General features: G+C 67.3%; 12 protein-coding genes and 2 rRNA genes. 7 read left to right on the top strand and 7 right to left on the bottom strand.

The window, feature by feature from the left end; all coding sequences use genetic code 11:
* Positions 1-11: 11 nt before the first annotated feature.
* Together ACWGKS_RS24735 and ACWGKS_RS24730 are read right to left on the bottom strand one after the other, a co-directional pair.
* The gene (locus tag ACWGKS_RS24735; protein WP_358510513.1) at positions 12-191 is read right to left on the bottom strand and encodes a hypothetical protein; all 180 of its coding nucleotides are present in this window, start codon (positions 189-191) and stop codon (positions 12-14) included.
* A gap of 42 nt (positions 192-233) precedes the next feature.
* A complete protein-coding gene (locus ACWGKS_RS24730; protein ID WP_452524199.1) occupies positions 234-872 on the bottom strand; it encodes a membrane fusogenic activity family protein in 639 nt (212 codons plus the stop codon).
* 161 nt (positions 873-1,033) lie between these two features.
* Here ACWGKS_RS24730 and ACWGKS_RS24725 point away from each other — a divergent pair, with 161 nt between their 5' ends.
* The 4 genes from ACWGKS_RS24725 to ACWGKS_RS24710 all read left to right on the top strand — a co-directional run bounded on the left by ACWGKS_RS24725 (position 1,034) and on the right by ACWGKS_RS24710 (position 4,711).
* Positions 1,034-1,384, top strand: a complete 351-nt coding sequence (locus ACWGKS_RS24725) for an SCP2 sterol-binding domain-containing protein (protein ID WP_358510507.1) — start codon at positions 1,034-1,036, stop codon at positions 1,382-1,384.
* Between the two features lie 47 nt (positions 1,385-1,431).
* Complete coding sequence (locus ACWGKS_RS24720) at positions 1,432-2,697, top strand: DUF1015 domain-containing protein (protein WP_452524197.1); 1,266 nt, start codon at positions 1,432-1,434, stop codon at positions 2,695-2,697.
* Between the two features lie 117 nt (positions 2,698-2,814).
* Complete coding sequence (locus ACWGKS_RS24715; RefSeq protein ID WP_358510501.1) at positions 2,815-3,657, top strand: aminoglycoside N(3)-acetyltransferase; 843 nt, start codon at positions 2,815-2,817, stop codon at positions 3,655-3,657.
* A gap of 46 nt (positions 3,658-3,703) precedes the next feature.
* Positions 3,704-4,711: an HAD-IIA family hydrolase gene (locus ACWGKS_RS24710; RefSeq protein ID WP_358510498.1), complete on the top strand. Its 1,008-nt coding sequence runs from the start codon at positions 3,704-3,706 to the stop codon at positions 4,709-4,711.
* Positions 4,712-4,720: 9 nt separating this feature from the next.
* Here ACWGKS_RS24710 and ACWGKS_RS24705 read toward each other — a convergent pair whose 3' ends face one another.
* Positions 4,721-5,125 carry a single-stranded DNA-binding protein gene (locus ACWGKS_RS24705; protein WP_358510495.1) on the bottom strand — a complete coding sequence of 135 codons (405 nt, stop codon included), beginning with the start codon at positions 5,123-5,125 and terminating at the stop codon, positions 4,721-4,723.
* 271 nt (positions 5,126-5,396) lie between these two features.
* Between ACWGKS_RS24705 and ACWGKS_RS24700 the strand changes: the two genes are divergently transcribed.
* Positions 5,397-6,323 (top strand): MBL fold metallo-hydrolase, encoded by a 927-nt coding sequence (locus ACWGKS_RS24700; protein WP_452524223.1) that lies wholly within the window; start codon positions 5,397-5,399, stop codon positions 6,321-6,323.
* A gap of 52 nt (positions 6,324-6,375) precedes the next feature.
* Positions 6,376-7,305, top strand: coding sequence for a GNAT family N-acetyltransferase (locus tag ACWGKS_RS24695; RefSeq protein WP_452524194.1), 930 nt, complete (start codon positions 6,376-6,378; stop codon positions 7,303-7,305).
* A 3-nt stretch (positions 7,306-7,308) separates the two neighbouring features.
* Here the strand turns inward: ACWGKS_RS24695 and ACWGKS_RS24690 are convergent, their stop codons facing one another.
* Positions 7,309-7,710 carry an NUDIX domain-containing protein gene (locus tag ACWGKS_RS24690; RefSeq protein WP_452456071.1) on the bottom strand — a complete coding sequence of 134 codons (402 nt, stop codon included), beginning with the start codon at positions 7,708-7,710 and terminating at the stop codon, positions 7,309-7,311.
* 59 nt (positions 7,711-7,769) lie between these two features.
* The gene (locus tag ACWGKS_RS24685; protein WP_452524192.1) at positions 7,770-8,948 is read right to left on the bottom strand and encodes a tetratricopeptide repeat protein; all 1,179 of its coding nucleotides are present in this window, start codon (positions 8,946-8,948) and stop codon (positions 7,770-7,772) included.
* A gap of 880 nt (positions 8,949-9,828) precedes the next feature.
* On the opposite strand from ACWGKS_RS24685, the gene ACWGKS_RS24680 reads away from it, so the two are divergent.
* Positions 9,829-11,193: a DUF222 domain-containing protein gene (locus ACWGKS_RS24680; RefSeq protein ID WP_452524190.1), complete on the top strand. Its 1,365-nt coding sequence runs from the start codon at positions 9,829-9,831 to the stop codon at positions 11,191-11,193.
* Between the two features lie 958 nt (positions 11,194-12,151).
* On the opposite strand, the gene rrf is transcribed toward ACWGKS_RS24680, so the two are convergent.
* A 5S ribosomal RNA gene (rrf, locus tag ACWGKS_RS24675) occupies positions 12,152-12,267 on the bottom strand.
* A 93-nt stretch (positions 12,268-12,360) separates the two neighbouring features.
* Positions 12,361-14,184: ribosomal RNA gene (locus tag ACWGKS_RS24670) — 23S ribosomal RNA — on the bottom strand; the annotation flags it as partial.

The raw sequence follows: 14,184 nt of genomic DNA, 5'->3' as shown, positions 1-14,184 counted from the left end.
GGTACCGGGCATTATCGCCCGCTCTGGGACCCCTGCCCGAGCGCACCGAGCACACCGGACAACTCCTGTTGCAGGGTGTCGAAGACCGCCACGTGTTCGTGCGTGGGCACCTCGTCCAGCCCGGCCAACCGTTCCCTGGTAGCCCGAAGGGTCTGTTCGGCCAAAGCCTCGGCCTGCTCGTCGGCGCCCATACGACCCCCGTCCCTCGCTCACGTCCCGACACTATCGTTCGTTCACTTCTTGGCGCTCTTGCCCTTGGTGGTGCGTTTGGCGGTGGAGCGCGCACGGGTGTTCTTGGCCGTGGGCTTGGTGGCGGTCTTGGTCCCGGTACCGGTCTTGGCGCTGGGAGAGGCCGGCTGCTCGGTGGGAGCGGACTCGGGCTCGGGCTCGCTCACGGGCTCGGCCTCGTCGGCGGGGCCCTCCACGGGCTCGGGGACGGGGTCGGGCTCGGCGGGCTCCGCCTTCGAGGTCTCCTCCTCGGCCACCGGCTCCAGCCGGCCGGGCACCCGCTCCACGGCGTACCTGGCACCCAGGCGACGCTCCAACTCCGCGACCCTGCGCACCAACCGGTCGTGCTCGGCGCGCGGCACCACGTCCAACTCCTCCAGGGCACGCCCCACCTCGGCGCGCACCAGATCGGCGATGGCCGCCCGGTTCGCCTGACTGGTCTCGATCAGCTCACCCGCCAACGCCTGGATGTTCTGCCCCACTCGCGGCGGCGGACCCTGAGCGGCGTCCACCGAAGGGACCGGTGCGCCGTTGGCGCCACCGGCCCGCAACAACGCCTTGGCGGCCGCCACCGCCTCCTTACGAGAGAGTTCGGTGAGGCCATTGGCGGCATCGAGGTAGGTGCGTACCGCGTCGACGACCATGATGACGTGCTCCTTGATGGGACCGCGGGAGAAAACGAACGAAAAGAGGGCGCGGGTGAGGGAGGGGCCTCGTTCCGGGGGACGACGCCAACGCTACCGTTCCCACGGTCCCGGTGACACGCGAACGGACGATCTCCGCGCCGATACGGCATCATGATCCGATGAGCAGCATCGACGCGTGCCTCGAAAGCATCGCCCGGGCAAACGAGCGCCTCCTGCGAGAACCCCTCGAACGGCGCCGCAGGCACATCCGCGAACGCACCGTGAGCGTGATCGTCCCCGACCTGGACACCGCCTTCGACATGTGCCTGACCGTCGACGGCCTCACCGACGTCACCCACCGCCCGCGCTCCACGCCGGGCCCCGGACCCCAGGTCACGGTGACCGTTTCGAGCGAGGACTTCGTCGCCCTGTCCGAGGAACGCCTGGACCCCGCCAAGGCCCTGTTCGGTCGCCGTCTGAAGATCGACGCGAGCTTCGGCGACCTGCTGCGCCTGCGCCGTCTGCTCTGATCCCGGGCGGTGCCCCGGCCCGCCCGCCGGGACGATACCTTTCTGAGATGCCACGCCAATCCCTTGACCTGGCCCCCTTCCGCGGCCTCCGCTACGCCGCGCCCGACGTCGACCGCTTCATCGACGATGGTTTCGACGTCTCCCGACTCCTGGCCCCGCCCTACGACATCCCCGACGCCCGAGAGGCGCGGGAACTCCAACGCTCCGACCCGCACAACGCGGCCAGGGTCACACTCCCCTTCGAATTGTCCCGCCAGGACGCCGCCGCCCACCGCTACCGCGGCGCCGCCACCCTGCTGCGCAGCTGGATCGACGACGGTTATCTCGCCCAGGACCCCGAACCGGCCCTGTACGTGTACGAGCAGATCACCCCCGACGGCCGTCTCCAACGCGGACTCATCGGAGCCCTCGGACTCCCCGAGGACCAAGAGGCGACACCGGCGGTCCGCCCGCACGAGGACGTGGCCGAACCCCCCGTACTCGACCGCTTCCTGCTGATGGGCGCCGCCCGCGCCAACCTCGAACCGATCTTCCTGGTCTACCGGGGCGAGGGCGGAGCCGCCTCCACCGCCGCCGAGGCCGCCGCCCAGGGCACACCACTGATCTCCACCCGCACCGGCGACGGAGCCCGACACCGCCTGTGGGCGATCACCGACCCGGCCGTCCACCACCGCGTCGCCCAGGACCTGGCTCCCCGCACGGCCCTGATCGCCGACGGACACCACCGCTACTCCGCCTACCGACGCCTGCGCGACGAACACACCGATCCCGCCTGGCGGCACGGCCTGGCGCTGCTGGTGGACAGTGACACCCACCCGCCCCGGCTCGGTGCCATCCACCGCGTCCTGCCCGGACTGGACACCGCGCGGGCACTGGACCAGGCCCGCGCCGTCGCCACCGTCTCCCCCCTTCCCGACGCGGGCCCCACCCACCTGGACGGCGTGGACTCCCCCGCCCTGATCGTGGCCGCCCCCGACGGCACCGCCCACCTGGTGCACGACTTCACCGACCGAGCACTGTCACGGGCCATGCCCGAACGCTCGGCGCAGTGGCGACACCTGAGCACCGCCGCCCTGCACCGGGTCCTGCTACCCCTGTGGGGCGTCCCCGAGGAACAGGTGCGCATGGTGCACGACGACCCGGCCGAAGCGATCGCCGTCGCCCGCACCGAACGGGGCACCGCGATCATCGTGCCCCCACTGCGGGTGGAGCAGGTCTACGCCGTCGCCGACCGCGGCGAGCTCACCCCCCGAAAATCCACCTCCTTCGGACCCAAACCCCGCACCGGCCTGGTCATGCGGGTTCTGGACTGACCCGCACGGGCGACCAGGGTGCGCCCCGGTCGCCGAAGGCATCGAGAAAACCTCTGTCGCCGGCGCGCACCCCCTGCCACGCTGGGTGTTCCCACCCCGGCAGAGGAGAACACGGACATGCCCGTCGACCACCCCCAGACCCGTGTACTCCTGGCCCGAGACCTGGCCCGGTTGGGTGTACGCCGAGGCGACTCCCTCCTCGTGCACTCCTCCCTCGGCTCCCTGGGGTGGGTGTGCGGCGCCGAGCAGGCCGTGGTGCAGGCCCTGATGGACGCGGTCGGCCCCCGAGGGACCCTGGTGGTGCCCACCCAGACCTCGGACAACACCGACCCCTCCGGCTGGCGGAACCCGCCGGTGCCCGAGTCTTGGTGGCCGACCATCCGCGAACACACACCCGCGTTCGACCCCCTCGCCACCCCCGGCGCCCACATGGGTCGGATCTCGGAGATGGTGCGCACCTGGCCGGGAGCGGTACGCAGCCCCCATCCGCAGACCTCCTTCGCGGCGTTGGGCCCCCACGCCCACCACCTCATGCGTCCCCACCCGCTCGGCTCGGCCCTGGGCGAGGAATCGCCCCTGGCCAGGTTGGCGGACTTCGGCGCCCACGTCCTGCTATTAGGTGTCGGCTACGACACCTGCACCACCTTCCATCTGGCCGAATACCGGGTACCGAACCCGGCCCGGGCCGACACCTCCTGCGCCGTCCGAACCCCCGATGGCGATCGGACCTGGCTGAGCGTCCAGGACATCGCCTTCGACGCCGACGACTTCGCCGCCCTGGGCACGGACCTGGAACGAACGGGCACGGTCACGGTCGACACCGTGGGCGCCGCCACCGCACGCCTTTTCCCCCTCGCCGAGGCGGTGCGCTTCGCCACCGACTGGTTGACCGAACACCGCGCCCCGGCTGCGACGGACCACACACCCCGTGGGGAGGCCCCGCGGGGCGGAGCCGCCTAGCCTGGAAGCGACCACCATCACCACACGGAAAGACGGGCCGACCTCCATGTCCCTCCAGGCAGCAGACCGCCCGCTCAACGAGCTCCACGACGCGATGCTCCTGGACCTGGACGGCGTGGTCTACATCGGTGCCGAAGCCGTCCCCGCCGCACCCGAGGCGATCGGCAAGGCACGCGCCGCCGGAGTCAAGGTCGCCTTCGTCACCAACAACGCCGGACGCACCCCCGCTCGGATCGCCGAACACCTCACCCACCTGGGCGTGCCGGCCGCCCCCGAGGACGTCGTCACCTCCGCGGAGGCCGCCGCCCGACTGATCGCCGAGCGTTTCCCCTCCGGTTCGGACGTCCTCGTGGTCGGCGACACCGGGCTGCGGCAAGCGGTACGTCGTATGGGGCTGCGGCCCGTCACCATCGCCGACACCTCGACGGTGGCCGTGGTCCAGGGCTTCTCCCGCACCATGAACCGCGAACTCCTCGACCAGGGCGCGCTGGCGGTGGCGCGCGGCGCCTACTACGTGGCGAGCAACGCCGACGCCACCGCCCCCGGCGAGTGGGGCATCACCCCCGCCAACGGATCCTTCGTACGCGTCATCGCGCACGCCACCGGAGTGGAACCGGTGATCGCCGGCAAGCCCATGCGCCCCCTGCACGAAGAGGGGATGCTCCGCACCGGGGCCACCGACCCGTTGATCGTCGGCGACCGGTTGGACACCGACATCGAGGGCGCCACCACCCACGGCGCGGCCGGACTGCTGGTGCTGTCCGGGGTCGTCACACCCCGCGACCTGGTGGCCGCCCCGCCCCATCAGCGTCCCCGTTACCTGTCCTGGGACGTGTCGGGGATGAACGAGACCCACCCCGGCCCACGGCGAGAAGGCGACCGGTCGGTGTGCGGTGGTTGGACCGCCACCACCGGCACGGGTGCGGTCGAGCTGTCCGGAAACGGTGACCGGCTGGACGGACTGCGGGCCCTGTGCGACGCGGTGTGGGCCGACGACTCCATCGACCCCACCGGAGAGTCGGTGGCCGCCGCCCTTCGGGTCCTGGGCTGGTAGGTAGGAGCCTCACCCCACGGGCCTCCGTTCGATGGCGACGGTGCTCACCTCGACCTCCAGGATGCTGCGCACCCCCTGTGGGCCGCGCCAGATCCGACGACGCAGAGCCCCTGACGCCCGGACCACCTCCCCCGTCCGGTACTCCCGGACCCGGTCCACCATCGAATCCTCGAAGGAGACCAGGGTCAGCGAGTCCAGCCGATGCCCAGGACGCCGCGGATCCTCGGGGCGGACCACCCCGATCCGCCAGGAGACCAACCGATCCCCGCTGGGCAGTTCGCGTACGGTCGGCGCGGCGGTGATCCGCCCGACCACCAACACCTGGTTGAGATGGCCCTGATCCTTTGTCGTGGCCTCGGTCGTGATCGTGGTCTTGGTCGTGTCCTTGGTTTCTGAGGGTTTCCGGATGAGCACGAGGAACCTTCCCGGTAGAGGGTGACCTGGTGCGCGCACTGATTCCAGGATCCCCGCCGGCAGGATGCGAGAAAAGACCGTTCGAGAATCTGTGGATAACCCGAGCCCCAGGTGACCCCCGACACAGGACCGTCCAGGCCCCGTGCCCTAGAGTCGGGTTCGGTCCGCAACGGTAGAAGAAGGGTGCTCGGACGTGCACAAAGACGTGAACACCGACGACCTGCCCGAGGGGATCATCCCCTTGGGCGACGAGATCTACGCCATCGACACGATGCTGGCCGGGTACCCGGGGGTGGTGTCCGCCTACCTCATCCGCACCGAACGGCCCTGCATCGTGGAGGTCGGCACCGCCGGATCCGCCCCGGTCCTGCGCGACGCCGTCATCCGACTCGGTCTGTCCCCCGACGACCTGGCCACCATCGTGGTCACGCACATCCACCTGGACCACGCCGGCGGCACCGGCGACATGGCGGCACTGTTCCCCAACGCCGAGATCGTGGTGCACGAACGCGGCGCCCGGCACCTGGCCGACCCCAGCCGGCTCATGGCCAGCGCCAAGATGGTGTGGGGCGACCGGTTGGAGACCCTCTTCGGGCACATGCGTCCCACCGAGGCGACCCGAATCCGTTCGGTCGCCGAGACCGGCGAGATCGACCTCGGCGCGGGACGCAAACTCGTATCGCACTACGCGCCCGGCCACGCCAAGCACCACATGGGTCTGGTCGACACCGCCACCGGCGACCTCTACGTCGGCGACGCCCTCGGCGTGTACAACCCACTCACCGGCGACCTGCGTCCCGCCACCCCGCCGCCGGACTTCGACATGAACGCCTGCCTGGGCACGCTGCGTCTGTTCGGTGACATCGGCGCCCAGCGCCTGATGTTCTCCCACTTCGGCGCGGTGGACGGGGTCGGCGAGAAACTCGACCGGGCCGAGCGCGAACTACGCCTGTGGGTGGAGACCGTCCGCGACTCCCAGGACACCGGTGGGGACCTGGATCACGCCGTGGCCATGGTCAAGGACAAGGTGATCTCCCGGTACAAGCCACTGCCCCCGGACGCCTCACCCGACGCCGCCGCGGTACTCGACATCCTCAGCGGCGCCGAGGCCAACGTCGGTGGGATCGTGCACTGGCTGGACCGGCTCGCCCAAGAGCAGGCCGACACCGCGAGGAAGGCCGAAGAGGAACGCGCTTGAAGCGAGAAAAACCGGATGCGCCCCGAGGGGGCCGCGACGTAGTGTCCCCGGCATGACGATCGAGATCCGTCCGATGCGCCGCACGGACATCCCCGGAACGTTCGCGCTCATCCGGACGTCCTACCCCTGCCTGGTGCTCACCGAGGCCCTCCTCACGGAGCGCTTCGACCGGCCCTTGACCTACTTCCGGGATCAACGCTTCGTCGCGGTGGAGGGCGATCAAGTGGTCGGACACGTCCTCTCCCGTCTGTACGAGGGCGAGAACGGGCGAACGCACGGGCAGTCGTACATGGCCGCCGTGGCACCGCGCTTCGTCCACGGGGACCTCCCCGCTCGGCTGCTGGAAACCTCCGAACGGCGCCTGGTCGACGGTGGCGCCGACCTCTTGGGCGCCGACGCCGCCGAGGAGAACGTCCAGGTCGGCGGGGAGGGCTTCCGACGGGCGATCCTGGACCGCGGGTACGAACTCGCCGAAAGCGCCCAGATCCTCGGCCTGGACCTGACCACGCTCCCGGAAGCTCCGCCCACCCCCGAGGGCGCTGAACTGCGTACCCTCCGGGAGTTCGACGACGACCCCCGCCCCATCTACGAGATCGACAAGGCCACCAGCGAAGACGAACCCGGAGGCCTCGACGACGGATTCCTGCCCTACGAGGACTGGGTCCGCATCCTGTGGGGCAACCCGCTGGCCGACCGCGACCTCAGCCTGGCGCTCCTGCTGGACGGGGTCCCCGTGGCGATCTCCTGCTACAACTCGGACGGCACCGGCCGAATGGAATCGGGGATGACCGGTACCTTGCGCGAGTACCGAAAGCGTGGGCTGGCCGCCTACACCAAGACCACGGCACTGCACCGCGCACGGGAGAAGGGCATCCGGTACGCCTACACCGGTAACCACGCCGACAACGAACCCATGCTCGCCATCAACGACCGGCTCGGGTACGGCGTCATCGGCAGCGAGCAGACCTACCGCAGGCCCTGAACCCTAGGGCGCCCCGGGCAGGTCCAGGATCCGGAGCAGGTGCGCGTACAGACCATCCGCCCAGGACAACTCATCGTCGGCCGGTAGCCGGTCGAAGGCGCGCACCTCGCTGGTCTCGAAACGGCCGGTCAACGGCTCCAACTCGCGCACCCGGGCGTGGGTGACCACCGTGGTGTGCCCCTTGGCCAGCACGTAGTGACCCACCACCCGGATCTCCCCGAGGGTGGCACCGGCCTCCTCCCACACCTCACGGCGAGCCGTGTCGGAGATCCCCTCCCCCGGCTCCCGATGCCCGCCGGGGAACTCCCAGGCCCGTTCACGATTGCGGACCATCAAGGGACGCTCCCCCAGGTAGGTCAGGCACACCACCGAGTCGTACTCGGCGGGCACCTCCCCCAGACGCACGACGGCGCCGCCGAGTGGCTTCTCACCACCCGACGGCGCATCGATCGGTTCGGGGAAGGTCAGTCCCGACCCCTACGTTCCTCAGCCTCCTCCGCCGCCTGGTCCGCGTCCTCCTCGACGTCGGTCCAGACAACGCCGTCCTCGACGTCGTGGTCGACCAGTTCCACGCCCTCCAGCGCGGCCAGACGCTCGTCGGCGTCGGTCATGCCCTCGCGGTCCACCGAAGAGGCCCGGGCGAAGTACTCGCGGGCGTCATCGGTACGGCCCAGCTCCTCCAGGACGTCGGCGTAGGCGTAGAACAACCGGGCCACGTACGGACGGGCACGGCGTTCCTTGAGCTCCGGCACCTGCAGCTCGGCCAGCGCGGCCTTGACGTCACCCATGTCCCTACGGGCACCGGCGGCCACAATGCGCAACTCGATCCGGTCCGCGGTGTCCAGGTCCTTCCCGGCCGGGTCGTTGGTGATCTCCAGCGCCCGCTCCGGCCGGCCCAGACCACGTTCGCAGTCCGCCATGACCGCCAGGAAGGTGTCCCGACCGCTCATCCGCCGCGCCGCGCGCAGGTCTGAGAGGGCCTCCTGCCACTTGCCGACCGTGTAGGCGGCGATGCCGGAGGCCTCACGGACCGTCGGCAGGCGAGAGGCCTTGCGGCGGGCGTAGGCGGCGTGCTTGTAGGCCCTCTCGGGGTCCTCGTCGACGAACAGGCCGGCGGCCACGATGTGCTTGCCGATCAGCTCGGCCAGGGACTTGGGCAGCGAGTGCAGATCGCGCTTGGTCTCCGGGTCGATCTGGTTGTAGGTGGCCTCATCCGGCAGCGGCGGAGCGAGGTCCGCCGGGTCCCGCTCCTCACGGGGACCACGTCGGTCGTCACGTCGGTCATCGCGACGGTCGTCCCGACGGAAGTCACGGCCGCCACCGCCACCCGCACTGGCGCCAGGACGATCATCACGACGCCCATAACCACCCCGGTCATCGCGACGATCCCGCTCACCCCGGAACCCACCACCACGACGATCCCGGTCCTGGCCCCGGCCACCCTGATAACCACCACCACGACGGTCACCCTGGTTCCCACCACCACGACGATCATCCCGGCGATCGTCCCGGGATCCCCTGTAGCCGGACCGGGAGCGGGAGTCGTCACCGCGCCCGCGTCCGCCAGGCCCACCGGAGCCGTTACCGCTGTGGTCGTGTGCTCCGGAGTCCTCGCGGTCTCCCGATCGGCTTTCCTCAGTCATCGAACCCGTCCGTCAACATTCAAAAGCGCTGCCACCTTGACCAGTAGCAGCGCATAGTAGTACTCGTATCCTCCAGCTTACGACATGGGATGAACCCAGATCACCAATGCGGTATATCCCCACCGTGCACTTATCCACAGCCCACCGATCTCCAGTGGCTCCGGGAGCTCCCAGCATGTTCCTCTTGATATAGGGGGAGCTTGGGTACCACCGGTTTCGTGCTGCCCAACGTCTGCTGGTGGGGCGCCTCAGGTAGAGAACCTGCCGGTGGTCGGGCGGGGTGGGGGTGGGTTCTCCCTCCTTCCCCGCCGCGTGATTGTTGCCGCCCGCACCGCACGCGTCAAGGCAATGTTGAGTGCTGTGACGCTGTGGTGGGTGGCCTTGACCCGCACGGCACGGGCGGCGGTTTGGCGGCTATCGGGGAAGGGGGGAGAGTGGTTGAGGTCCCAACGGGCCCTGTGGGCCTTCGGCCCACTCCGGCCGTAGCCGGCCGGATCCCTCCCCCTCCCTCTGGTGTCCTCGTGGGGCGCGTCGCCACTACGTGACCGGCCCGGTCACGAAGAGCCCGCTACAGGTGGGGCACGGGGCGGGCCGCGTCCCCGCGGTAGCCGGCCCTGGTCTTCACAGCGATGATCTTGCTCCTAGCGCCCATTTGGGCGCCCAACATGGCGCTAGGAGCAAGATCGTTTCCATTCAGAGCCCCTTCCCTCGAATTCGCCAGGAGTATCTCCGCGATAGACGGATCCGACCATAGCGAAAAGGGGTTGCGGGCAACCCGAAACAGGGGTCCTCGTATGATAGGAATACCGGCCCCAGAATTCGGTCAATAAACTCGCGGGTAGGCCTGCCATTCTTGGGGGTGTTCGCATATAATCAGAGCATGAGCTTTCCTCCCCACGCACCGCGCCCGACCGGGAACACCCCGGTCGATAAGGCGATGGCGGGTGCGCGGGAGATGGCGGTGGAATTCTCCGAACGGGATATCCCGTCCGGGTGCGAAACCGAGGTGCTCGCCCAGTTCGGCCGCCTCAACCAGGAAACAGACCGGATCCGCTACGGGATGCTGCCCGCCCTGGCCCGCATGGAGACCACCGGTGTCCTGTTGGAAGAGGGTGGCCAGCGCAGCATCCAAGCGTGGATCACCCACCAGTGGGGCACCTCCCCGGCCGAGGCCAAGAGCCTCGCCACCCTCGCCCGAGCGTTGCATCAGCAGCAGCTGCCGTTGGTGGAAGAAGCCTTCCAAACCAGCGCCCTGTCGCTGGGTGAAGCCTGCGCCATCGCGACCTCCACCGAAAAAGCCACCACCGAATGGGCGAAGGTCCTCGAAACAACGGATGAGGAATTCCGTGCCCAGCGTCCTTCGGCGGAGGGGTTTCGGGCCCGGTTAGAATACGGGCTCATCGCCTATAAGAAGGAATGCCCGCAGGCCTCGGTGCGCCAGCTGCGGGACGCGGCGAAATGGTTCGTCGCCCGCCTGGATCCGGATAAGGCCGACCGGGACTATGACGCGACGTTCGAGAACCGGGGTGCCCAATTCTCGCCCACCTTCGAGGGTGGGTTCCTGCTACGGATGTGGGGGCCGGGGGCCGATAACGAGCTGATCCAGGCCGCCTTGGAGGCTTACACCGAACCGTATGGGCCGGAGAACGCGGCGATGCCGAAGCATCAGCGCACTTATGACGCGATGATGCGGATCTTCGAGACCGCTCTGACGCATCGGGGTTGCTCCAGCCTGAGCCGCCAACCGTTGGCCACGTTGAACATCACCGTCCCGCTGAAGCGCTTCCTGGGCGACGGGTCGGCTGAGCCCGCCACCACCGAGGATGGTGTGGTGTTGCCCGATCAGATGGTGGCCCGCCTGACCCCCCACAGTTGGCTGCGCCGGTTCGTGACCGACGCCCAGGGTCGGACCCTGTTGGATGTGGGGCGAAAGCAGCGGTGCGCCCCCGATCCGGTCCGTCAAGCGGCCGGGTTCAAGAAGCCCTACTGCGAGTGGCACGAAGGCTGCGACATGCCGCGTAGCTGGTCGCAGTACGACCACATCGTCCCCTTCTCCCACGGCGGGGCCACCAGCGCCGACAACATGCAGGTGCTGTGCTCGACCCACAATCGGCTCAAGCACCGGTTGCAGGCCAAGGTGAACCGGCAGATCTGGGAACACCACCACGCCCAGAACCACCAGGACACCGAGACCAGCGGGTCCGGGGATGGTGAGGGGGAGCCAGCCCCAGCCACCGCCCCCTAACCACCACCCGTTTCCACCAGGTGGAACACCACCCCGACGAGATCACCCCCGGTTGGGTGTCAGACCCCAAGGGCCCGTGCCCTGTGGGGATATCGGCATGCCCAGAGCCAGAAACCCCACGAACCCCCTACCCGGAGCCATCACCAGGGGCCAGAATGACTCCCATCGGGGGTCTCGGCTGGACAGTGCCGCCCTCGGCCCTACGGCGGCCATCTGTCCTATCGGCGCCACCCCCACCACGGGCAGTGTGGCCATTGCGGGTTACCCACTACCCCCTTGCCCTTTATGGTCGGCGCCACCTCTCACGGAAGTATCTCCTCAGGGTTTCGGTGGAGGGGCTCTGAAGAGAAACGATCTTGTCCGTAGCGCCATGTTGGGCGCCCAACATGGCGCTACGAGCAAGATCATCGCTGAGAAGACCAGAGCCGGCTACCGCAGGGACGCGGCTCGCCACCCGTCCCACCTGTAGCGGGTGCTTCGTGACCTCACCCGTCACGTAGTGGCGACGCGCTCAACGAGGACACCAGGCGGAGGGGAAGGGATCCGGCCGGCCACGGCCGGACCGGGCGAAGCCCGGGGCCGTTGGGACCTCAACCACTCTCCCCCCTTCCCCGATAGCCGCCAAACCGCCGCCCGTGCCGTGCGGGTCAAGGCCACCCACCACAGCGTCACAGAACCCGACATTGCCTTGACGCGTGCGGTGCGGGCGGCAACAATCACGCGGCGGGGAAGGAGGGAGAAACCCACCCCCACCCCGCCCAACAACCCTCAGAGCCAGAAACCTGAGGCGCCCCACCAACCACCCGAGCAACGCCCAACAACCCCAAGACTCCGCACCTCAGACACCCCACCCACAACAAAAAAAGGGGGCCGCCTAAAAAGACAACCCCCCACACACAACCCCACCACACACAAAAAAAGGGGGCCCGCCAACAAGCGGACCCCCCTCCAAGAAAAACCGTGGCAGCGACCTACTCTCCCACCCCACCACAGGGCAGTACCATCAGCGCAAAGAGACTTAACGACCGGGTTCGGAATGAGACCGGGTGTGACCCTCCAGCAATAACCACCACGGAAACCAAACACCCACAACCACACCCCCAAAGGGGCACAGCCACGAGTAAGATTTCGTGAACAAAATGTGCGCGAGCAACCTAATTATCTGCAGCGGACAAGCCCTCGGCCTATTAGTACCGGTCAGCTCCACCCCTCACAGGGCTTCCACACCCGGCCTATCAACCCCGTCGTCTACAGGGGGCCTTACCCTCTCAAAGGAGGCAGGAGACCTCATCTCGAAGCAAGCTTCCCGCTTAGATGCTTTCAGCGGTTATCAATCCCGAACGTAGCAAACCAGCCATGCCCTTGGCAGAACAACTGGCACACCAGAGGTTCGTCCGTCCCGGTCCTCTCGTACTAGGGACAGCCCTTCTCAAGTCTCCAACGCGCACAGCGGATAGGGACCGAACTGTCTCACGACGTTCTAAACCCAGCTCGCGTGCCGCTTTAATGGGCGAACAGCCCAACCCTTGGGACCAACTCCAGCCCCAGGATGCGACGAGCCGACATCGAGGTGCCAAACCATCCCGTCGATATGGACTCTTGGGGAAGATCAGCCTGTTATCCCCGGGGTACCTTTTAGCCGTTGAGCGACACCGCTTCCACACGCCGGTGCCGGATCACTAGTCCCAGCTTTCGCTCCTGCTCGACACGTCCGTCTCACAGTCAAGCTCCCTTGTGCACTTACACTCAACACCTGATTACCAACCAGGCTGAGGGAACCTTTGGGCGCCTCCGTTACACTTTAGGAGGCAACCGCCCCAGTTAAACTACCCACCAGACACTGTCCCCGAACCGGATCACGGTCCAAAGTTAGATGCCCGAAACAGTCAGAGTGGTATTTCACCAACGCCTCCGCCGCCACTAGCGTGACAACATCACCGGCTCCCACCTATCCTACACAAACCATCCCAAACACCAATGTCAAGCTATAGTGAAGGTCCCGGGGTCTTTCCGTCCTGCTGCGCGAAACGAGCATCTTTACTCGTAGTGCAATTTCACCGGGCCCATGGTTGAGACAGTGGGGAAGTCGTTACGCCATTCGTGCAGGTCGGAACTTACCCGACAAGGAATTTCGCTACCTTAGGATGGTTATAGTTACCACCGCCGTTTACTGGCGCTTAGATTCCCAGCTTCGCAGGCCGAAACCCACTAACCAGTCCTCTTAACGTTCCAGCACCGGGCAGGCGTCAGTCCGTATACAGCGTCTTACGACTTCGCACGGACCTGTGTTTTTAATAAACAGTCGCTTCCCCCCGCTATCTGCGACCCCACCCAGCTCCAGAGGAAAACTCCTTCACCGGACAGGGCTCCCCTTCTCCCAAAGTTACGGGGACAATTTGCCGAGTTCCTTAACCATGGTTCACCCGAACGCCTCGGTATTCTCTACCTGACCACCTGCGTCGGTTTAGGGTACTGGCCACACACGAACTCGCTAGAGGCTTTTCTCGACAGCATGGGATCACTCACTTCACCAAAAACGGCTCGGCATCACGTCTCAGCCTTAACGAGAGGCGGATTTGCCTACCCCTCGGCCTACACGCTTACCCCCGGACAACCATCGCCGGGTAGAGCTACCCTCCTGCGTCACCCCATCACTTACCTACTACAAGCTCGGATCCCAGACCAGCCCACAGGCACTCCCCGAAGGGAACACCAAGAGCCGGCGTGGTTAGCATCACCTGATTCGGTATTGGACGCTCATGCACGGGTACGGGAATATCAACCCGTTATCCATCGACTACGCCTGTCGGCCTCGCCTTAGGTCCAGACTCACCCTGGGCGGATTAACCTGCCCCAGGAACCCTTAGTCAATCGGCGGCAACGTTTCTCACGTTGCTATCGCTACTCATGCCTGCATTCTCACTCGCACACCCTCCACCACACGATCACTCGGCGGCTTCACCGGATGCACGACGCTCCCCTACCAACCCA

The organism is Nocardiopsis sp. NPDC055879, from assembly GCF_053615935.1.
This window is presented reverse-complemented; position numbering and strand designations above follow the sequence as displayed.

Excerpts from the sequence above, each read along its gene's own strand:
- ACWGKS_RS24735 (WP_358510513.1), bottom strand. The coding sequence starts at position 191 with ATGGGCGCCGACGAGCAGGCCGAGGCTTTGGCCGAACAGACCCTTCGG.
- ACWGKS_RS24730 (WP_452524199.1), bottom strand. The coding sequence starts at position 872 with ATGGTCGTCGACGCGGTACGCACCTACCTCGATGCCGCCAATGGCCTC.
- ACWGKS_RS24725 (WP_358510507.1), top strand. The coding sequence starts at position 1,034 with ATGAGCAGCATCGACGCGTGCCTCGAAAGCATCGCCCGGGCAAACGAG.
- ACWGKS_RS24720 (WP_452524197.1), top strand. The coding sequence starts at position 1,432 with ATGCCACGCCAATCCCTTGACCTGGCCCCCTTCCGCGGCCTCCGCTAC.
- ACWGKS_RS24715 (WP_358510501.1), top strand. The coding sequence starts at position 2,815 with ATGCCCGTCGACCACCCCCAGACCCGTGTACTCCTGGCCCGAGACCTG.
- ACWGKS_RS24710 (WP_358510498.1), top strand. The coding sequence starts at position 3,704 with ATGTCCCTCCAGGCAGCAGACCGCCCGCTCAACGAGCTCCACGACGCG.
- ACWGKS_RS24700 (WP_452524223.1), top strand. The coding sequence starts at position 5,397 with ATGCTGGCCGGGTACCCGGGGGTGGTGTCCGCCTACCTCATCCGCACC.
- ACWGKS_RS24695 (WP_452524194.1), top strand. The coding sequence starts at position 6,376 with ATGACGATCGAGATCCGTCCGATGCGCCGCACGGACATCCCCGGAACG.
- ACWGKS_RS24685 (WP_452524192.1), bottom strand. The coding sequence starts at position 8,948 with ATGACTGAGGAAAGCCGATCGGGAGACCGCGAGGACTCCGGAGCACAC.
- ACWGKS_RS24680 (WP_452524190.1), top strand. The coding sequence starts at position 9,829 with ATGAGCTTTCCTCCCCACGCACCGCGCCCGACCGGGAACACCCCGGTC.